At 61.9% G+C, this 18,573-nt stretch carries 15 protein-coding genes and 3 tRNA genes; 11 read left to right on the forward strand and 7 right to left on the reverse strand.

The window, feature by feature from the left end; genetic code table 11:
* Positions 1–22 precede the first annotated feature (22 nt).
* Positions 23–856, reverse strand: a complete 834-nt coding sequence (locus tag HWY05_RS09590; RefSeq protein ID WP_035550326.1) for a squalene/phytoene synthase family protein — start codon at positions 854–856, stop codon at positions 23–25.
* Between the two features lie 219 nt (positions 857–1,075).
* On the opposite strand from HWY05_RS09590, the gene HWY05_RS09595 reads away from it, so the two are divergent.
* Positions 1,076–1,162 (forward strand) — tRNA-Leu (locus tag HWY05_RS09595).
* Positions 1,163–1,266: 104 nt separating this feature from the next.
* Here the strand turns inward: HWY05_RS09595 and HWY05_RS09600 are convergent.
* Complete coding sequence (locus tag HWY05_RS09600) at positions 1,267–1,554, reverse strand: hypothetical protein (protein ID WP_035550324.1); 288 nt, start codon at positions 1,552–1,554, stop codon at positions 1,267–1,269.
* A 275-nt stretch (positions 1,555–1,829) separates the two neighbouring features.
* On the opposite strand from HWY05_RS09600, the gene HWY05_RS09605 reads away from it, so the two are divergent.
* Positions 1,830–3,323 carry a DUF3999 domain-containing protein gene (locus tag HWY05_RS09605; protein WP_176058161.1) on the forward strand — a complete coding sequence of 498 codons (1,494 nt, stop codon included), beginning with the start codon at positions 1,830–1,832 and terminating at the stop codon, positions 3,321–3,323.
* Between the two features lie 37 nt (positions 3,324–3,360).
* Here HWY05_RS09605 and HWY05_RS09610 read toward each other — a convergent pair whose 3' ends face one another.
* A complete protein-coding gene (locus tag HWY05_RS09610) occupies positions 3,361–3,813 on the reverse strand; it encodes a MarR family transcriptional regulator (RefSeq protein WP_035550319.1) in 453 nt (150 codons plus the stop codon).
* Positions 3,814–3,876: 63 nt separating this feature from the next.
* On the reverse strand, positions 3,877–5,022 hold the full coding sequence (locus HWY05_RS09615; RefSeq protein WP_035550314.1) for a glycerate kinase: 1,146 nt from the start codon (positions 5,020–5,022) through the stop codon (positions 3,877–3,879).
* 409 nt (positions 5,023–5,431) lie between these two features.
* Here HWY05_RS09615 and tig point away from each other — a divergent pair, with 409 nt between their 5' ends.
* The 8 genes from tig to HWY05_RS09655 all read left to right on the forward strand — a co-directional run bounded on the left by tig (position 5,432) and on the right by HWY05_RS09655 (position 14,694).
* Positions 5,432–6,778 (forward strand): trigger factor, encoded by a 1,347-nt coding sequence (gene tig, locus HWY05_RS09620; protein WP_035550310.1) that lies wholly within the window; start codon positions 5,432–5,434, stop codon positions 6,776–6,778.
* A 215-nt stretch (positions 6,779–6,993) separates the two neighbouring features.
* Positions 6,994–7,647, forward strand: a complete 654-nt coding sequence (clpP, locus tag HWY05_RS09625; RefSeq protein WP_007182010.1) for an ATP-dependent Clp endopeptidase proteolytic subunit ClpP — start codon at positions 6,994–6,996, stop codon at positions 7,645–7,647.
* Between the two features lie 184 nt (positions 7,648–7,831).
* On the forward strand, positions 7,832–9,103 hold the full coding sequence (gene clpX / locus HWY05_RS09630) for an ATP-dependent Clp protease ATP-binding subunit ClpX (RefSeq protein WP_035550307.1): 1,272 nt from the start codon (positions 7,832–7,834) through the stop codon (positions 9,101–9,103).
* A gap of 203 nt (positions 9,104–9,306) precedes the next feature.
* Positions 9,307–11,730 (forward strand): endopeptidase La, encoded by a 2,424-nt coding sequence (gene lon, locus HWY05_RS09635; RefSeq protein ID WP_176058162.1) that lies wholly within the window; start codon positions 9,307–9,309, stop codon positions 11,728–11,730.
* Positions 11,731–12,118: 388 nt separating this feature from the next.
* A complete protein-coding gene (locus HWY05_RS09640) occupies positions 12,119–12,391 on the forward strand; it encodes an HU family DNA-binding protein (RefSeq protein ID WP_035550302.1) in 273 nt (90 codons plus the stop codon).
* A 75-nt stretch (positions 12,392–12,466) separates the two neighbouring features.
* A tRNA-Val gene (locus HWY05_RS09645) sits at positions 12,467–12,542 on the forward strand.
* A gap of 51 nt (positions 12,543–12,593) precedes the next feature.
* Positions 12,594–12,670 (forward strand) — tRNA-Asp (locus HWY05_RS09650).
* A gap of 86 nt (positions 12,671–12,756) precedes the next feature.
* Complete coding sequence (locus HWY05_RS09655; protein WP_176058163.1) at positions 12,757–14,694, forward strand: SurA N-terminal domain-containing protein; 1,938 nt, start codon at positions 12,757–12,759, stop codon at positions 14,692–14,694.
* A gap of 138 nt (positions 14,695–14,832) precedes the next feature.
* Here the strand turns inward: HWY05_RS09655 and HWY05_RS09660 are convergent, their stop codons facing one another.
* Both HWY05_RS09660 and HWY05_RS09665 read right to left on the reverse strand, forming a co-directional pair.
* Positions 14,833–15,174 carry a hypothetical protein gene (locus HWY05_RS09660; protein ID WP_035550297.1) on the reverse strand — a complete coding sequence of 114 codons (342 nt, stop codon included), beginning with the start codon at positions 15,172–15,174 and terminating at the stop codon, positions 14,833–14,835.
* Positions 15,175–15,293: 119 nt separating this feature from the next.
* The gene (locus HWY05_RS09665; protein WP_176058164.1) at positions 15,294–15,998 is read right to left on the reverse strand and encodes an arylesterase; all 705 of its coding nucleotides are present in this window, start codon (positions 15,996–15,998) and stop codon (positions 15,294–15,296) included.
* Here HWY05_RS09665 and HWY05_RS09670 point away from each other — a divergent pair.
* A complete protein-coding gene (locus HWY05_RS09670; RefSeq protein WP_051980518.1) occupies positions 15,997–16,683 on the forward strand; it encodes an ABC transporter ATP-binding protein in 687 nt (228 codons plus the stop codon). The genes HWY05_RS09665 and HWY05_RS09670 overlap by 2 nt on opposite strands.
* A 150-nt stretch (positions 16,684–16,833) precedes the next feature.
* Here HWY05_RS09670 and pgi read toward each other — a convergent pair whose 3' ends face one another.
* Positions 16,834–18,456, reverse strand: coding sequence for a glucose-6-phosphate isomerase (pgi, locus tag HWY05_RS09675; protein ID WP_176058165.1), 1,623 nt, complete (start codon positions 18,454–18,456; stop codon positions 16,834–16,836).
* Positions 18,457–18,573 lie beyond the last annotated feature (117 nt).

An 18,573-nucleotide genomic window follows, 5' to 3' on the forward strand; every position in this document is an offset into this window, starting at 1 on the left:
AGCCGTCCCGCGCGCCGCGCGTCTACTTCGCGCGCCACGCGATCCACAGCTTGCGAACCGGCGTCAACGCGATGCGTTGATGCAGCACGTGATAACCATCGCGTTCAATCTCATCCAGCAGCGCCAGCGCGAGCGCGGCGAGCGCGAGCAGCGTGCGCTGTGCGCGGCGCTCGGCAGCAGGCACGGCCGCGAGCGCGGCATGCAACGCGTCACGCGCGCGAGTCGTCTCGAAGCGCATCAGGTCGGTGAACGCATCGGTATATTTCCGATTGATCAGATCCGCCGCGGTCACGTTGAAGCGCTGCATCTCGTCGATCGGAATATAGATGCGGCCGTGACGGGCATCGTTGCCGGTCTCGACCACGAGTTGCGCGAGTAGCAGCGCGTCGCCGAGTTGCACGGACCAGCTCGAAACCTGCTCGCCGTCCGCTGCGCTCCTGGTCGCCGCGCGCGCCACCAGCGCGGCGAACGTGCCGCCGACGCCTTGCACGTAGCGTCGCAGATTCGGATAGTCGAGATAGCGCGCCTGGTCGAGGTCCATCTCGAAGCCGGCGAGCAGGCCCTGCAGCGCCGGATACGCCGCCTTCACGTCGGGCAGGTACGCGGCCAGCGCCTTCGACACAGGATGCGACGGCGAGCCCGAGGCCAGCGCGGCCAGTTCGTTTTGCCACCACGCGAGTTTCGTCCGGCCGATCGTCGGATCGCTGGTTTCCTTGACCGTTTCCTCGAACTCGCGGCGTAGCGCGAACAGCGCGGTGAGCGTCGGCCGGCTTTTCGCGGACGCCTGACGCAGCGCGTAGTAAGTGCCCGATCCGGGTGGTGCCGCTTTCTGCTGGCAATAGTCGTCGAAATTCACTGGATTGGGCGTGTGGGGAACAGGCGGCAAAGAAGGGGCACGTGGTTCGTGCATCGAGCCAAAAATTGTAGCATCGGCGCCGTCCGGACAGATGCCCGGCAGATGCAGACAAGCGCGAATCTATCGGTTAGAATCTCGCGCTTACGGTTTCGGGCGCGAGTTTTGAACGCGGCCGCAAGCCTGCAGGACATCGGATAGGCGCATCGCGTCGATCCGGCTGCGAGGGTGGCGAAATTGGTAGACGCACCAGGTTTAGGTCCTGACGCCCGCAAGGGTGTAGGGGTTCGAGTCCCCTCCCTCGCACCATTAATCTGTAGTGAAGAACCCCGTTAAGTCTTTGGACTGACGGGGTTTTTTGTTTCCGGTCTGACTTTTTCGCTGGGCGCCGGGCAGGTGCTGCCCGGCTGTGCTCAAGCTTCCGGTGCGTCGGGTTGCGCCTGCATACCCGGCAGCTCGGCTTGCGCCGCGCCTTCGAGGAAACGGCGGGTCGAGTCGAACGCCTGCAGCATCGGCTCGGGCCATGGCGTTTTCAACATCACGGCCTGATGGTTGTCGAATGCCGACGACAACAGTTTCGCCAGTTCAGGCGAACGCAGATGACGCAGCAGCACACTGACGGCAATCGCCGTCGCCTGGCTCGCGCCGGCGGTCTGGAGTTCCGAAGCGGTGAGAGCCGCGACCTGTTTGTTGATGTCCACTGAAACTTCCTTGGATGAAATGTGGGAGATTGAAGGCTCGGTGGCCGCTGCCGAATTTTGACATGGTTGACGGGTCGCCGCGTGGCGGCGAGATGGTGGCTGTGTCCTTCGTGTGGTTCAATGCGCTGCTCTCGCGGCGCGTGTGCTCTGTTTAAGCTGTTGCATGTGAGCGTTGTCGAGCGGATTGTGTTGTTCATCGGCAGGGGTTCGATGTGGCTGCTCGTCGGCTGCATCCAGCCGTTGCCGCCCGAGGCTGTGGTCCTGGAAACCGAGCAATGAAGCGTGTCCTGAAACTGACCGGCTGGTGTTGTGCGTTCGTGTTCGCGTGGGCATCGGCGCCGGTGTCGGCCGCCGACAATTTCGCAGAGCGTTTTGCGCTGCAACTCGACAACGGCGCTTCTTTTTATAGCGTGACGTTGCCCGCCGCCGTCTACGCGGCGAGCCAGCGCAGCGATCTGGGCGACGTGCGCGTTGTCGACAGCGCCGGCGAAGCCATGCCGTATTCACTCGAGATACCACGCGACGCCGCGCGCGGCGCGCCCACGTTGCGTCCGGTGAACTGGTTTCCGTTGCCGCCGGCTGTGCCCGGCGCCTCCAGCGCGCCATTCGGCGTGGCGATGGCCGCCGACGGCTCGCTGCGCGCCACCGCAGCCCCGCCGGCCCGCGAACAGCACGACACGGATCTGATCGACGCGGGGCGTGCGGCGCGCGCGGGTCGGGTGAGTGCATTGCTCGTGCACCTGCGGGACGACAATTACCAGGGGCGCGTCACGGTCGAAGCCAGCGACGATCTACGCCACTGGCAACCCGCCGGCGACGCGCAACTGCTCAAGGTCAACGCCAACGGCAGCGCGCTGAGTCAGGACCGTGTCGAACTGGACGGCGCGCCGGCGCGCTATCTGCGGCTGCATTGGCTCGACGGCACGCCCTATGTCGAGTCGATCGACATGGAAGTGCAGGCCGTCGCCGTCCACGCGCAACGCGCCGACGCGCAGCGGACGTGGCGCGAAGGCATCGTCGCTCATGCCGGGCCGAAACCGGGCGAGTATTTCTTCGCGACGGGCGGCCCGTATCCGGTCGACCGGCTGCGGCTGAATTTGCCGCAGCCCGATACGGTGGCGCCGGCAGTTGTTTATTCGCGCACGGGTCTCGACGCGCCTTGGCGTGAAGTGTCGAGTGCGACGCTGTTCCGCTTGCACAACGGCGCGGTCGAGCAAAACAATCCGTCGCTCTCGTTCGCGCCCGATACCGATCGTCAATGGCGGGTGGTGGTCGATACGCGCAATGGCGGACTAGGTAACGGAACCTTGACGGTGGCCGCCGGCTGGCGTCCGGCGACGCTGCTTTTCGCCGCGCGTGGGGTCGCGCCGTTCGCGCTGTCGGTGGGGAGCGTCGCGACCGTATCGGCGGCAGTGAGTCGGGATGAGCTGTTGGCGGGCGCGTCATCGGTTGTGGCGACGGCGCGCGTGGGCGACGCGTTGTCACTTGGGCCGGACGCCGATGGTCAGCCCGCGCCACCGGATGCGCGGCGTCGCTACCTGATAGGGGCGGCGTTGTTGTTGGCGGTGGGCTCGCTCGCCGCGCTCGCATGGCGGCTCGCGCGCGGTGCTCGCGCCCATGCGCAGGCGGGCGGGGCGAGTGGCGCGATGGCGAATGGTTTGCCAGTCGAATCCGGAGCAATGAACGCTCCGGCTATTGATGCGGATGCTGCGCGGTCCGGCGTCAACGCCAGTGTCAACGTCAACACCAAAGGTGACGGCAAAGCCTGAGTTCAGCGTATGCCGACCCGGCCGCCGCTTTTGCGTCTCACTCCTCGCGCGCCATCATCGTTTCGATGATTTTGTCGAGCGAATGGCCGAACGCGATTTTTTCCTGCTCGTCGAGGCAATCGAACAGGTCGCCGTTCCACTTGCGCGCGATCGGCATCACCTTCCGGTACAGCGCGCGACCCTCCGGGGTCAGCGACACCAGCACGACGCGGCCGTCTTCGGCGCTCGGCTCGCGTTTCACCAGCCCTTGTTTGATCAACGCTTCCGCGGCGCGGCTCGCCTGACTCTTGTCGAGGTTGGCGTGCCGCGCCAGTTCCATGATCGAGAACGGTCCAAACGAGCCCACCGATGCAATCACGCGCGCCTCAGGCAAGGTCACGCCGAGCTTGTCCTGATAGCGCTCGCTGATACCACGCTCGGCAAGCTTGTTCAGCACATGCAGGCGGTACGTGAGGAACTGCTCGAGCCCGGCTTTGGCGGAGTCCTTCATGGTCTTCCCGTAGTGAGTGATGCGGTCGCGGCGCTGTGATTGTTGCCGCAACCGTCCCGTCGGTCAACGCGCGCCGAATTTCAGGCGCGTCAATTGTTCGGCCGCGTCGGCCAGCAGACGCGCCGCGTCGCGAATCGCGACCTCGAGCGTGATCGGGCCGGGCGCCGGCGAGAAGCAGCCGCTGAAGTATTCGGCGAGCCGCGGCAGGGCCGCGGAGTCCACCGCGCCGGACAGCAGCGTGGCCGGCACGCCCGCAGCCTGTGCATGGCGGCACGCAATGAAGGGTGCTTTGCCGTGCAGCGTTTGCACGTCTGACCGGCCTTCGCCCGTGATCAGCCAGTTCGCGCCTTCGAGCGCGGCGTCGAGGCCGATTTGCCGTGCAACGGTTTCCGCGCCCGGCTCGAATTGCGCGCCGAGCATATGCAGCGCGAAGCCGAGGCCGCCGGCCGCACCCGCGCCCGGCAGGTCGCGCGCGCTGCGCCCGAGCGCCGCTTCGAGCAGATCGGCGAAGCGGGTGAGAGCCGCGTCGATCGACGCGATCTGCTCCGGCTTCACGCCTTTTTGCGGACCGAACACTGCAGTGGCACCGTGCTCACCGGTCAGCGGGTTGTCGACGTCGGACATGCCGACGAATTGCGTGTCTTTCAGCCGCGCGTCGAGTTGCGACACGTCGAGCCGCGCGACGCGCGCGAGCTGTTCGGGTGTGGCGTCGAGTTCCTGATCCTGGGCGTCGAATAGTTTCAGACCGAGGCCGGCGAGCAGGCCGGCGCCGCCATCATTCGTGCTGCTGCCGCCAAGCGCTACGTAAAAGCGCCGCACGCCCGCGTCCAGCAGCGCGCGGATCGCTTCGCCCATGCCGCGCGTGCTGCGCGCCTCGACCGGCACGCCCATGCCCACCGGATCCGTAATGCCGACTACTTCCGCCGTTTCGACGATCGCGCTGCCGTCGGCGAGTAGGCCCGTGAGCGCGTCGCGTACCGGACCGGCCGCACCGCGCACGCTGAGCGTGCGGCGTTCGCCGCCGCTGGTGAGCATGGCGTCGAGCGTGCCTTCGCCGCCGTCGGCCATCGGGCAGATACGCACTTCGGCGTCAGGGCGGGCGCGGCGAATGCCTGACGCGATCGACTGCGCGACCTGTTCCGCGCTAAGCGAGCCTTTAAAAGAGTCGGGAGCAATGACGACGACGGGCGAGGACGGCGAATTCGGCATGGTGTCTCTGATAGTTTGGAATCGTGGCGAGGGCGGGTGCGGCGACGACACTGCGGAAGAAGTGCGGGCGCAGCCCCGAGCGCGTGCGTCACTTTATCAGCATGGGCGCGCCGACTGAATATGTCGAACGGCATAGCCGGGATCGTCCGAACCTGGCGGAAACCGCGCCGAAACGGCGTGGAAAGCGGCCCGAATCGCGAGAAAAAAGCAGCGAATCGAGGAATCCCGCTTGGGCGCGCAAATAGTTTGCTAAAATATTCGGCTCTTTGGACCCAACCGTGCTGCCGGCGGCCTGCAAGCCCGCGGCGCAGGCGCGCAATCGACGCAACGCCACGCTGTCAAGCGACGTCGAAAAGCGGCACGGAGAAGATAACTGATTCGCTCGAATAATTTTAGGACGATTGAAGCCATGGCTAACGTTGTTGAGAACCTCGGCAAGCTCGAACGCCGCGTCACGATTTCCCTGCCGAAGGACGCCGTGCAGAAGGAAGTGGACTCGCGTATCCGTCAACTCGCGAAGAACGTGCGCATGCCGGGTTTCCGCCCGGGCAAGGTGCCGCTCAAGATGGTGACGCAACAGTATTCGGGTCAGGTGGAAGCCGAAGTCCTGAGCGACAAGGTCGGCAAGGAATTCTTCGACATCAGCCGCGCCGAAAACCTGCGCGTCGCCGGTCAGCCGAGCTTCGCGCCGAAGTCCGACGCGGTTGAAGGCGACTACGCTTTCGACGCGACCTTCGAGGTGTATCCGGAAGTGAAGCTGGGCGACGTCGCCACGGCTGAAATCGAGCGCACCACGACCTCCATCAGCGAAGCGGAAATCGATCGCACGCTGGAAATCCTGCGCAAGCAGCGCGTGCACTTCCACGCTCGCGGCGAAGCCGGCGACCATGGTGACGGCGGTGCGGACACGGCAGCGAAAGAAGGCGATCGCGTGTCGGTCGACTTCGTCGGCAAGATCGACGGTGAAGTGTTCCAGGGCGGTAGCGCTGACGACTTCGCTTTCGTGCTGGGCGAAGGCCGCATGCTGCCGGAATTCGAAACGGCTGCAACGGGCCTGAAGGTCGGCGAGTCGAAGGAATTCGACCTGGCGTTCCCTGAGGACTACCACGGCAAGGAAGTCGCCGGTAAGACCGCGCAATTCACGATCACGATGAAGAAGATCGAGTGGCCGCATCTGCCGGAAATCGACGCTGAATTCGCGAAGTCGCTCGGTATCGAAGACGGCGATCTGACCAAGATGCGCGCTGAGATCAAAGACAATCTTGAACGCGAAGCGAAGCGCCGCACGCAAGCCATCGTCAAGAACCAGGTGATGGACGCGCTGCTGAAGATTTCGGAACTGGACGTGCCGAACGCGCTGATCGAGCAGGATCAGGAACGCCTCGTCGTGATGGCGCGTCAGGATCTGGAGCAACGCGGCGTGCCGAACGCCAAAGACGCACCGATCCCGGCTGCCATGTTCAAGGACCAGGCCGAGCGCCGCGTCAAGCTGGGCCTCGTGCTGGCCGAGCTGGTCAAGGCCAACGAACTGCAAGCGAAGCCGGAGCAGATTCGTGCCGAAGTCGACGAATTCGCGAAAAGCTACGAAGACCCGAAGGAAGTCGTCCGCTGGTATTATTCCAACCAGCAACGTCTTGCAGAAATGGAAGCGTACGTCGTTGAAGCCAACGTCGTCGATTTCGTCCTCAGCAAGGCCAAGGTGACGGACAAGGAAGTAAGCTTCGAAGAACTGGCAAGCGCAACGGCGCAAGCGTAAGCGTCGCTGCAACGGCGTGCCGGCTGTCGGAGTGACGGCCCGCACGCCGTTTTTTTGTGCGGCGAATAGGTCGTGAGCATGCGTTGCATTTTGCATGGCGTTTTGCGCCACCTTGCAGCCGGCGCTCGCACTGATCGCGCACTTGAATACGGGCTTGTCGACCACACCTGTCTAGCATCTAATAGTTAGAATATTTCCAGACAAGGATCCATTGCATGACCTTTCGCGCCCAAATGCTGGACACGTTGACCTCCCAGTCGTCCCGGGATCTCGAAGCGCAGGCGCTCGGACTGGTGCCGATCGTCGTGGAAACGAGCGGCCGGGGCGAGCGCTCGTATGACATCTATTCGCGTCTGCTGAAGGAACGCATCGTGTTCCTGGTCGGCGAGGTGAACGATCAGACGGCCAATCTGGTTGTCGCGCAGATGCTGTTCCTTGAAAGCGAAAATCCGGACAAGGACATCAGCTTCTACATCAATAGCCCGGGTGGCTCGGTGTCGGCTGGTATGGCGATCTACGACACGATGCAGTTCATCAAGCCCGACGTTTCCACGTTGTGCATGGGACTCGCGGCCAGCATGGGCGCATTCCTGCTGGCGGCCGGCGCGAAGGGCAAGCGTTTCGCGCTGCCGAACTCGCGCGTGATGATTCACCAGCCGCTGGGCGGCGCACGTGGTCAGGCATCGGACATCGAAATTCAGGCGCGCGAAATCCTGTATTTGAAGGAGCGTCTGAATCACCTGCTGGCGCACCATACCGGCCAACCGGTCGAGCGTATTGCACGCGACACCGACCGCGACAATTTCATGTCCGGCGATGACGCGCAAGCCTACGGCCTGGTCGACCAGGTCGCGCACAAGCGCCCTTGATCTGGTGCGGCCTTGCCCTGAAATGAGGCAAGGCCGTCGTCCGATCGGTTTGTGAAATAATCAAAACTCGTCCGAGCGCCTGCGGCAAACGCCGTCACCTTGGCTCAGCCCCTGCCGCGCCCCAACTGTGAGGCCGGGGCAAACGGCGTATCATGTAATCGAGTGTCCGGAGGCTCACACATCTATGGCGGACAAGAAAAGTTCTAACAGCGAAAAGCTGTTGTATTGCTCGTTTTGCGGCAAGAGCCAGCATGAAGTCAAAAAACTGATTGCCGGCCCGTCGGTGTTCATCTGCGATGAATGTATCGACCTGTGCAACGAAATCATCCGTGACGAAGCTGCAGGCGCGGGCATCGAGGCGGGCTTGTCCAAGTCCGATCTGCCGAGCCCGCAGGAAATCCGTGAAATCCTCGACCAGTACGTGATCGGTCAGGAACGCGCGAAGAAGATTCTCGCGGTGGCGGTGTACAACCACTACAAGCGCCTCAAGCACCTCGACAAGAAAGACGAGATCGAGCTGTCCAAGAGCAACATCCTGCTGATCGGCCCGACGGGCTCCGGCAAGACCTTGCTCGCGCAGACGCTGGCGCGTCTTCTGAACGTGCCGTTCGTGATTGCCGATGCAACCACGCTGACGGAAGCCGGCTATGTCGGTGAAGACGTCGAGAACATCATCCAGAAGCTGCTGCAGAACTGCAATTACGAAGTCGACAAAGCCCAGCGCGGCATTGTCTACATCGACGAAATCGACAAGATCAGCCGCAAGTCCGACAACCCGTCGATCACCCGCGACGTGTCGGGTGAAGGCGTGCAGCAGGCACTGCTGAAGCTGGTCGAGGGCACGATGGCGTCGGTGCCGCCGCAGGGCGGTCGCAAGCATCCGAATCAGGACTTCATCCAGGTCGACACGACCAACATCCTGTTCATTTGCGGCGGCGCGTTCGACGGACTCGAAAAAGTCATCGTCGATCGTACCGAGAAAACTGGCATCGGCTTCGGCGCCAGTGTGAAGAGCAAGCAGGACCGCGACGCCGGCGAAGTGCTGCGCGAAGTGGAGCCGGAAGATCTGATCAAGTTCGGTCTGATTCCGGAATTGATCGGTCGTCTGCCGGTGGTGGCCACGCTCGGCAAGCTCGACGAAGTCGCGTTGATGAAGATCCTCGTCGAACCGAAGAACGCGCTGGTGAAGCAGTACCACAAGCTGTTCAATATGGAACGCGTCGAGCTCGAAATTCGCCCGGGCGCGTTGCAGGCTGTGGCGCGTAAGGCGATTCGTCGCAAGACGGGGGCACGGGGTCTGCGCTCCATCCTGGAACAGGCGTTGCTTGACGTGATGTACGATCTGCCGGCAATGAAAGGCGTTAGCAAGGTCATCATCGACGACAACGTGATTGATGGCGACGGCAAACCGCTGCTGATCTATGAAGACGCGCCAAAAGTGGCGGGTTCGAACTGATCGGCTTTCGGGTTCTGCAAAAAAAGCCGTTCATGGCGACGTGAACGGCTTTTTTCGTTTATCGTGTGGTTAAGGATGCTTGTTTTCACTATGGAGTCACTGAACCTTCGGAGTCACTGAACTTTTCCCACACGCGGAGGCTTGCAATATTTTCTGCTGGCCTCACCTATCGAACGAACTGATTCCACTCATGGGGAAATGAAATGTCAGGAACCCAACTCCTCCCGCCGGAACGCATTACGCTCCCGCTGCTCCCGCTGCGTGACGTAGTCGTTTTCCCGCACATGGTGATTCCGCTCTTCGTAGGCCGCCCGAAGTCGATCAAGGCTCTCGAAGCAGCGATGGAAGGCGGCAAGCACATCATGCTCGTCGCCCAGAAAACGGCTGCGAAAGATGAGCCGACCGAAAAGGACATGTACGAAGTAGGGTGTATTGCCAACATCCTGCAAATGCTGAAGCTGCCCGACGGTACCGTGAAGGTGCTCGTCGAAGGCTTGCAGCGCGCGAAGACGCTTTCCATCGAAGAACAGGAAACGCAGTTCTCGTGCGAAGTCATGCCGCTCGAACCCGACCACGCCGACAGCGCTGAAACTGAAGCGCTGCGCCGCGCGATCGTGTCGCAGTTCGACCAGTATGTGAAGCTGAACAAGAAGATCCCGCCGGAGATCCTGACGTCGCTGTCGGGTATCGACGAGGCGGGTCGTCTGGCCGACACGATCGCGGCGCATTTGCCGTTGAAGCTCGACCAGAAGCAGCACATCCTCGAAATGTTCCCGGTGATCGAGCGCCTCGAGCATCTGCTCGCGCAACTCGAAGCTGAGATCGACATCCTGCAGGTCGAAAAGCGCATCCGTGGGCGTGTCAAACGCCAGATGGAGAAGAGCCAGCGCGAGTACTACCTGAACGAGCAGGTCAAGGCGATCCAGAAGGAACTCGGTGAAGGCGAAGAAGGTGCGGATCTCGAAGAACTCGAGAAGCGCATCACGGCTGCCCGCATGCCGAAGGAAGCCAAGAAGAAGGCCGACGCCGAGCTGAAGAAGCTCAAGCTGATGTCGCCGATGTCGGCTGAAGCAACGGTCGTGCGTAACTACATCGACACGCTGATCGGCCTGCCGTGGCGTAAGAAGAGCAAGGTCAACAACGACCTCTCGAATGCGGAACGCGTGCTCGACGAAGACCACTTCGGTCTCGAGAAAGTGAAGGAACGCATTCTCGAGTATCTCGCGGTCCAGCAACGTGTCGACAAGGTGAAAGCGCCGATCCTGTGCCTCGTTGGGCCTCCGGGTGTCGGTAAGACGTCGCTGGGTCAGTCGATCGCTCGCGCCACGAATCGCAAGTTCGTGCGTATGGCGCTCGGCGGCGTGCGCGACGAAGCCGAGATTCGCGGTCACCGTCGTACGTACATCGGTTCGATGCCCGGCAAGATTCTGCAAAGCCTGACCAAGGTCGGCGTGCGCAATCCGCTCTTCCTGCTCGACGAAGTCGACAAGATGGGTCAGGATTTCCGCGGCGATCCGTCGTCGGCCTTGCTCGAAGTGCTCGATCCGGAACAGAACCATACGTTCGCCGATCACTACGTCGAAGTCGACTTCGATCTGTCGGACGTGATGTTCGTGGCGACGTCGAACTCGCTGAACATTCCGCCGCCATTGCTCGACCGGATGGAAGTGATCCGTCTGTCGGGTTACACAGAAGACGAGAAGGTCAGCATCGCGCAACGTTATCTTTTGCCGAAGCAGAAGAAGAACAACGGCCTCAAGGAAGGTGAGGTCGATGTGACGGAAACAGCGATCCGCGACATCATTCGTTACTACACGCGTGAAGCGGGCGTACGTTCGCTCGAGCGTGAAATCTCGAAGATCTGCCGCAAGGTCGTGAAGATGCTTCTGCTGAAGAAGGCGGAAGGCGCGGTGAAGGTCGACGGCAGCAACCTCGACACGTTCCTTGGCGTGCGCAAGTATGACTTCGGTCTGGCGGCGAAGGAAAATCAGGTTGGCCAGGTCACGGGTCTCGCGTGGACGGAAGTGGGCGGCGATCTGCTGACCATCGAAGCTGCGGTGATGCCGGGTAAAGGCAACGTGATTCGCACGGGTTCGCTCGGCGACGTGATGAAGGAATCTGTCGAGGCAGCACGTTCGGTGGTTCGTTCGCGCTCGCGTCGTCTCGGTATTAAGGACGAAGCGTTCGAGAAGCAGGACATTCACATCCACGTGCCGGAAGGCGCCACGCCGAAGGACGGTCCTTCGGCCGGTATCGCGATGACGACCGCGCTGGTGTCGGTACTGACCGGAATTCCGGTGCGTGCCAATGTCGCGATGACAGGCGAAATCACGTTACGTGGCGAAGTTCTGCCGATCGGCGGCCTGAAAGAGAAGCTGCTGGCGGCGCATCGCGGCGGTATCAAACTGGTGCTGGTTCCGGAAGAAAACGTCAAGGACTTGACGGAGATCCCGGACAACGTGAAGAACGCAATCGAAATCGTGCCGGTCCGCTGGATCGACAAGGTGCTCGAACTGGCGCTCGAACGTGTGCCGCAGGCATTGCCGGATGAAGAGCCGAAACCTGCTACGCCGGTCGCGGCTGAGTCAGGCAAAGACGTCGGTGCGACGGAAGTCGTGAAGCACTAATCTTCAAGCGTTAAAGCGGCGCGCGGCGAAAGCTGTTTGCCGGACAAAAACCCGCGGTTATGCCGCGGGTTTTTTATTGCCCGCTTCTTTTATCGCTCGGTTATCGCTTGATCGCCATTACGCGTTTCGCAGCGCCTCCGCAGCACCGGGTTTCCCAACCTTTGAACAATCTGCGACCTACGCGCCGACTGGTTGCACATACATCGATTCGCGGCAAGATTTGGTGATAAGCGGGCCTTTGCAAATCCCTCTGAATCAGGCTCAACCCCGCTTGACACAAGGGTTTCGGCCAATTCTAATGACTCGGCTCGGCGTAGCCCGCCGGCCGCGTGGAACCAGGCGCAGCAGAGCGCCATCACGATTGCCATAAACATTCTCGGGGGTTGGAATGAACAAGACGGAATTGATCGATCACATTGCACAGCAAGCCGACATTTCGAAGGCTGCGGCGGGCCGCGCGCTCGACGCCGTGATCGGCGGTGTCAAAGGGACGTTGAAGAAGGGTGAATCGGTGACGCTGGTCGGCTTTGGTACGTTCGCGGTCGGCAAGCGCACCGCACGCACGGGCCGCAATCCGCGCACCGGCGCCGCGATCAAAATCAAGGCGGCAAAGGTGCCCAAATTTAGGCCTGGCAAAGCTCTGAAGGATGCGCTAAACTAATGGGCTTGCTGCTTGAGAAATCGAGCGGCAGAAAATAAGCAAGCTGATTCACTAAAGTGGATTAGATCGTGAAACGGGTGCTTAGCTCAGTTGGTAGAGCGGCGCCCTTACAAGGCGTAGGTCGGGAGTTCGAGCCTCTCAGCACCCACCAGTTTCCGGTTTAGTCGAGTGTCTCAGTCAGTGCAGTATCAGTGCAGTACAAGGAGTGGTAGTTCAGTCGGTTAGAATACCGGCCTGTCACGCCGGGGGTCGCGGGTTCGAGTCCCGTCCACTCCGCCAGTATCCTCGAAAGGCGAACTACGGTTCGCCTTTTTTATTGCCCGCTGTTGTAAGATCGGGCGTTCTGTTTTTGGCACCCCTCACGCATGCTCGATTTTTTCCGTAATCACAAACGCCTGATGATGGTCATGCTCATCCTCGTCATTGTGCCGGGGTTGGGTTTTGTGGGTATTCAAGGCTTCCGCGGCTTCTTTGACGAAAGTGCGAATGTCGCGAGCGTCAACGGTCACAAGATCACGCGCGCCGAATACGACGACGCAATGCGTCAGCAGCTCGACCGTGCCCGTCAGATGCTCGGCGCGCAGTTCGACATGAAGTCGTTCGACACGCCTGAACGCCGTAGCGAAATGCTCGACGGTCTGATCGAGCAACGCGTGCTGGCCGACGAAACGCAGCGTCTGCATCTGACTGCGTCGGACGACGCGGTGCGCCGCGTGCTGCTGAACGACCCGGTGATCTCGTCGCTGAAGAATCCCGATGGTTCGATCGACGTCGAGCGTTACAAGCAGTTGCTCGCCATGCAAGGCATGACGCCCGATCAATACGACGAGCGCGTGCGCTACAGCATCGCCACGCAGCAATTGCCCGTCTCGATCCAGAGCAGCGCGTTCACGTCGAAGACGCTCGCGCAGCATCTGACCGAGCTCGCCGAGCAGCAGCGTGAAGTGCAGGGCATCGCATTCCATCCGCGCGACTACGCGGCGAAAGTGCAGCCCACCGACGCGCAACTGCAGGCGTATTACGACGCGCACAAGAACGACTTCGCCACGCCCGCCACCGCCACGATCCAGTATCTGGTGATGTCGCCGGCCACGCTGGCGGCGTCGGCGCAGCCGAGCGACGCGGATCTGAAAAAGTACTACGACGACAACATCGCGCACTTCCGCACGGACGGCCAGGTGAGAGCCAGCCACATCCTGATCGCGGCGCCGAAAGACGCGAGCGCGGCCGACAAGGCCAAGGCGAAGCAGAAGGCTGAAGACCTGCTCGCGCAGGTCAAGGCGCATCCGGATCAGTTCGCGCAGATTGCGCAGCAGAATTCACAGGATCCGGGTTCGGCGTCGAAGGGCGGCGATCTGGGTTACTTCGGTCCCGGCATGATCGCTGGCGGCAAGGCGTTCGACGACGCAGTGTTCGCGTTGAAGAAAGACGAAGTCAGCGGCATCGTGCAAACGGACTTCGGCTATCACATCGTCAAGGTGACGGACGTGAAGCCGGCCGTGACCCGGCCGTTCGACGAAGTGAAAGACCAGATCTCGAAGGACCTGAAGACGCAACTCGCGACCAAGGCATTCAGCGACGATTCGGAAGGCTTCACGTCGATCGTCTACGAAAAAGCGAAGAGCCTGCAACCGGCCGCGGACAAGTACAAGCTGCAAGTGCAAACCGCTACGGTGACGCCGCAGCCGGATCCGAAGCTGCCGGCTGGCAGCCCGCTCGGCAATCCGAAGTTTCTGGCCGCCGTGTTCGCCAGCGACGCAGTGACCGCGCGCAACAACACGCAGGCTATCGACGTCGGCGGCAACACGCTGATCGCGGCGCACGTCACGGATTACAAAGCGGCCGCCGTACCGGCGCTCGATGCGGTCAAGGACGCGGTGCGTCAGAAGGTGATCGCGGTTCAGTCGGACGAAGCTGCGCACAAGGACGGTATCGCGAAGCTGGCCGACTTTGCAAAGTCCAGGTCGACCGCGGGATTCTCGTCGCCGCTGAAGGTGTCGCGCAATGATGCACAAGGCATGCCGCCGGCAGCACTGAGTGCAATCTACAAAGCGGACGCGCAAAAATTGCCGGCGTACGTCGGTGTGGACCTCGGTGACGACGGTTACGCGATCTATCGTGTGAACGCGGTGGTTGCGGGCGCACCGATCGATCCGCAGCGTCTGGCTGCAGCGCAGCAACAGATTGCGCAAGTCGACGCGCAGTCCGAAGCGGAAGCGTATCTGCAGGCTGTGCGCGCGCGTTCGAAGGTGAAGTTCTTCGGCGCGTTGGACAGCAGCAATGCGCAGGCGAGCGGCGAATAAGCGTTCGCGCTGATCGATGCAAGAAACAAAAAAGCCCCGCAAATCGCGGGGCTTTTCATTTGGCGAGTAGTCCAGAGTCTCAGACGCTTAATTGATACGGATCGCCAAACGGATTGCTGCAGTGCTTCAAAGTGAGGATCACAGGCAACCGCTGATGGCGCCGGTAGCGTCGCTACCCGCACCGCCGTTCGCGCGGAAGCCCACCCACGTACCCTTGCCGGAATACGACGGACGCACCACCGCGGCCGCGCCACTAGGCGGTTGCTGGCCCGGAACGTAGACGTCCATGGCCTGATCGTTAGCCATCGTGTCTTGCGACACGACCTGCTGTTGCGAGCTATCTGCCCATTTCTGCGCGATGCAGGTGGCAACGGCCTTCACCGGTTGCTGGCTTTGACCGACAGATTGGACGCCTGCAGGCGGTTGAGCGGCGCAGGCAGAAATTGCCACGGTCAAAGCGATTAACGGTAGGTATTTCACGTTATCTCCTCAAGAGACGCTCAAAAATCGAGCCGGGTTACACGGGATTACGAAAGTGTCAGATAGACCTTACCGATCCGTGTTCCCAAAGTTCTGGAAACAAGTTGTTAGCGCGCTGTTCAGCGCGGCGAACTTGGTCGAAGGAGCGGCTTAACCACAGGCCACACGTTATTGAGTAGCACTGGCTGTGCCTGCTGGGTCGGATGCATCTGATCCGCCTGGAACATGTCCGGTCTGTCGGCGATGCCGGCGAGCAGGAACGGCACCAGCGCGACATGCAATTGCTGCGACAGTTGGCCGTACATGGCATGGAACTTTTGGGTGTAGTCGGGGCCGTAATTAGGCGGCACATACATGCCCACCAGCACGACCTTCGCGTGACCCTGTTGGGCCTGTTCGACGATCGTGCGCAGGTTGTCGTCGGTGGTGGAGAGCGGTACGCCGCGCAAGGCGTCGTTAGCGCCGAGTTCGACGATCACGATGCTCGGCTTCAGGCGCTCCAGCAATGCCGGCAAACGGGCGCGTCCGCCGCTGGTGGTGTCGCCGCTAATGCTTGCATTGGCGACGCTATAATCGATTCGCTCGGTGGCAAGGCGCTGGCGCATCAAGGCAACCCAGCCCGTGTCGCGAGGCAGGCCGTACTCGGCGGAGATGCTGTCGCCGAGCACGACGATCACCGGCCTGGCCGGTTCGGGCGCGTTGGCGGCACGCGCCGCGACGGGCAGCGCAAACAGGGTGGCGGCCACCAGGCCCAAGCCGAATGCCGAAGTCGGCGCCGCGGCGCGCGGCGCGATGGCAAGCACTTTCAACCTACGCTTCACCATGCTAAACAAAACTGATCCAGTCATTGAAGTGCGGGGTTTGTGCAAGAAGGTTAAGGATGCGACGGGCGAACTGACGATTCTCGACAACATCGATCTTGCTATCGATGCCGGCAGCAGTGTGGCGATCGTCGGCGCATCCGGGTCGGGCAAGTCTACGCTGCTCGGCTTGCTCGCGGGATTGGACAGCGCGAGTTCGGGCTCGGTTCGACTACTCGGTCGCGAACTCACCGAATTGAGCGAAGACGAGCGGGCCGCATTGCGCAGCGGTTCGGTTGGTTTCGTGTTCCAGTCGTTTCAACTGATGCCGCATTTGACGGCGCTCGAAAACGTCACGTTGCCGCTCGAGTTGCAGGGCGGCGTCGGCACACGGGAAGCCGCGACGCGTGCGCGTGGTTTGCTGGAGCAGGTGGGGTTAGGGCAGCGCACGGGTCACTATCCGAAGCTTCTTTCGGGCGGCGAGCAGCAACGTGTGGCTTTGGCACGCGCGTTCGTCACGCATCCGGCGATCCTGTTCGCGGACGAGCCGACCGGCAGTCTCGACGCAGCCACCGGCCACGCCGTGATCGACCTGATGTTCGAGATGAATCGCGCGAACGGCGCCACGCTGATTCTGGTTACGCACGATATCGAGCTGGCGCGTCGCTGCGATACGACTGTGACGATCGAGGCGGGTCGGCTGGCTTGAAGCGACCTGGTAACGAGCCTCGCGCCAAACCAGCGTCACAAAAACCGCCGCACCAACCGGTTACACCAACCGTCGCACCAAAAGCAAAGCGGGCCACGAATGGCCCGCTTTTTTATTGCTCAATCAACGCGATCTCCCGCGCGACTCAACTCACTTCTTCAACGCCGCGCGCGCCCGCGCGATCAACGCCGACGTCGACGAGTCATGCTTCTTCTCATCCACGCTCGCCGAGGTCAGATCGGCCTCGACCACCTTGCCGAGAATCTTGCCGAGTTCGACGCCCCATTGATCGAACGGATTGATGTTCCACACCGACGCCTGCACCAGCACCTTGTGCTCGTACAACGCGATCAACGCGCCGAGCGAGCGCGCGGTCAGCGCGTCGACCAGCAGCGTGCTGGTCGGCCGGTTGCCCGGAAACACCAGATGCGGCGCGAGTTCCGGCTTGTCCGGGCCGGCCACTTTCTTCGCTTCTTCCAGCGTGCGACCGAGCATCAGCGCTTCACTTTGCGCGAAGCAGTTGGCCAGCAGCTTCGGATGATGGCTGACGAGCGGATGCTCCGGCGTCATCACGGCGATGAAGTCGATCGGCACGATCGTCGGACCCTGATGCAGCATCTGGAAGAACGCGTGCTGGCCGTTCGTGCCCGGTTCGCCCCACGTCACGGCGGCGGTCGGGTAATCGACCATCGCGCCATCGAGTCGCGCGGACTTGCCGTTGCTTTCCATCTCGAGTTGTTGCAGATACGACGGCAGGAAATGCAGCGCATTCGAATACGGCGCGACCAGATAGCTTTGCGAGCCGAAGAAGTTGCGATACCAGATGCCGATCATGCCGAGCAGCACCGGCAGGTTCTTCTCGAGCGGTGCGTTGCGGAAATGCTGGTCCATCTCGTTGGCGCCGGCGAGCAGTTCGCCGAACTGCTGCGGGCCGACCGCGATCATGATCGACAAGCCCACCGCCGACCACAGCGAATAGCGGCCGCCGACCCAGTCCCACATCTCGAACACGTTCTCTTTGGCGATGCCGAACTTGACCACTTCCGACGGATTCGCCGACACGCCGACAAAGTGCTTCGCCAGCGCGCTTTCCGGACAACCCTTCTCGACGAACCAGTCGCGCAGCGAGCGCGCGTTGGTCATGGTTTCGAGCGTGGTGAACGTCTTGGAGACGATGATCGCGAGCGTTTCCTCGGGATCGATCTGCTGCATGACGTTGTACAGATCGGCGCCGTCCACATTCGACACGAAGTGCGTGGTGATCTCGGGCGTGGCCAGATGATGCAGCGCATGCACGACCATTTTCGGCCCGAGGTCCGAGCCGCCGATGCCGATGTTCACCACATAGCGGATCCGCTTGCCGGTGTAGCCGGTCCATGCGCCACTGCGCACCTGGTCGGCGAACGCGGCCATCTTTGCGCGCTCGGCCTGCACCTGGTCGAAGAACGGCGCTTTCGGGTCGGTGGCGCGCAATGCGGTGTGCAAGGCGGCGCGGCCTTCGGTCGGGTTGACGACCTCGCCGGCGAACATCGCGTCGCGGCGCTTTTCGACGCCGGCTTCACGCGCGAGTTGCACGAGCAGCTTGAGGGTGTCGTCGGTAATGCGGTTCTTCGAGAAATCGGCCGCGAGACCGCCGCCGGCGAACGCGAAGCGCTCGGCGCGGGTGGGGGCGGGATCGTTCTCGGGGGCGAACCAGTCGCGCAGGTGCGCATCGCGAATCTTCTCGTAATGCGTTTGCAGCGAGGACCAGGAGGGGAGCGAGTTCTGCGTCATAGCGTCCGTCTAACCAAGGGCACGAAGGAAGGCGAGCGCGTGAAGCGCCGCCGAGGATGAGGCAACGATGCTGTTAGAGCGATGCCGCGCGGCCGGTGATGCACGGGGCGGTGGGGA

Origin of the sequence: Paraburkholderia sp. BCC1876 (genome assembly GCF_902833695.1) — a bacterium.
Taxonomy (GTDB): domain Bacteria; phylum Pseudomonadota; class Gammaproteobacteria; order Burkholderiales; family Burkholderiaceae; genus Paraburkholderia.

What these genes read in the sequence shown, in the direction of transcription:
- clpX (WP_035550307.1), top strand. Translation starts at nt 7,832, where the DNA reads ATGGCGGACAAGAAAAGTTCTAACAGCGAAAAGCTGTTGTATTGCTCG.
- HWY05_RS09655 (WP_176058163.1), top strand. Translation starts at nt 12,757, where the DNA reads ATGCTCGATTTTTTCCGTAATCACAAACGCCTGATGATGGTCATGCTC.
- HWY05_RS09605 (WP_176058161.1), top strand. Translation starts at nt 1,830, where the DNA reads ATGAAGCGTGTCCTGAAACTGACCGGCTGGTGTTGTGCGTTCGTGTTC.
- HWY05_RS09665 (WP_176058164.1), bottom strand. Translation starts at nt 15,998, where the DNA reads ATGGTGAAGCGTAGGTTGAAAGTGCTTGCCATCGCGCCGCGCGCCGCG.
- HWY05_RS09640 (WP_035550302.1), top strand. Translation starts at nt 12,119, where the DNA reads ATGAACAAGACGGAATTGATCGATCACATTGCACAGCAAGCCGACATT.
- HWY05_RS09670 (WP_051980518.1), top strand. Translation starts at nt 15,997, where the DNA reads ATGCTAAACAAAACTGATCCAGTCATTGAAGTGCGGGGTTTGTGCAAG.
- tig (WP_035550310.1), top strand. Translation starts at nt 5,432, where the DNA reads ATGGCTAACGTTGTTGAGAACCTCGGCAAGCTCGAACGCCGCGTCACG.
- clpP (WP_007182010.1), top strand. Translation starts at nt 6,994, where the DNA reads ATGACCTTTCGCGCCCAAATGCTGGACACGTTGACCTCCCAGTCGTCC.
- HWY05_RS09615 (WP_035550314.1), bottom strand. Translation starts at nt 5,022, where the DNA reads ATGCCGAATTCGCCGTCCTCGCCCGTCGTCGTCATTGCTCCCGACTCT.
- pgi (WP_176058165.1), bottom strand. Translation starts at nt 18,456, where the DNA reads ATGACGCAGAACTCGCTCCCCTCCTGGTCCTCGCTGCAAACGCATTAC.
- lon (WP_176058162.1), top strand. Translation starts at nt 9,307, where the DNA reads ATGTCAGGAACCCAACTCCTCCCGCCGGAACGCATTACGCTCCCGCTG.
- HWY05_RS09610 (WP_035550319.1), bottom strand. Translation starts at nt 3,813, where the DNA reads ATGAAGGACTCCGCCAAAGCCGGGCTCGAGCAGTTCCTCACGTACCGC.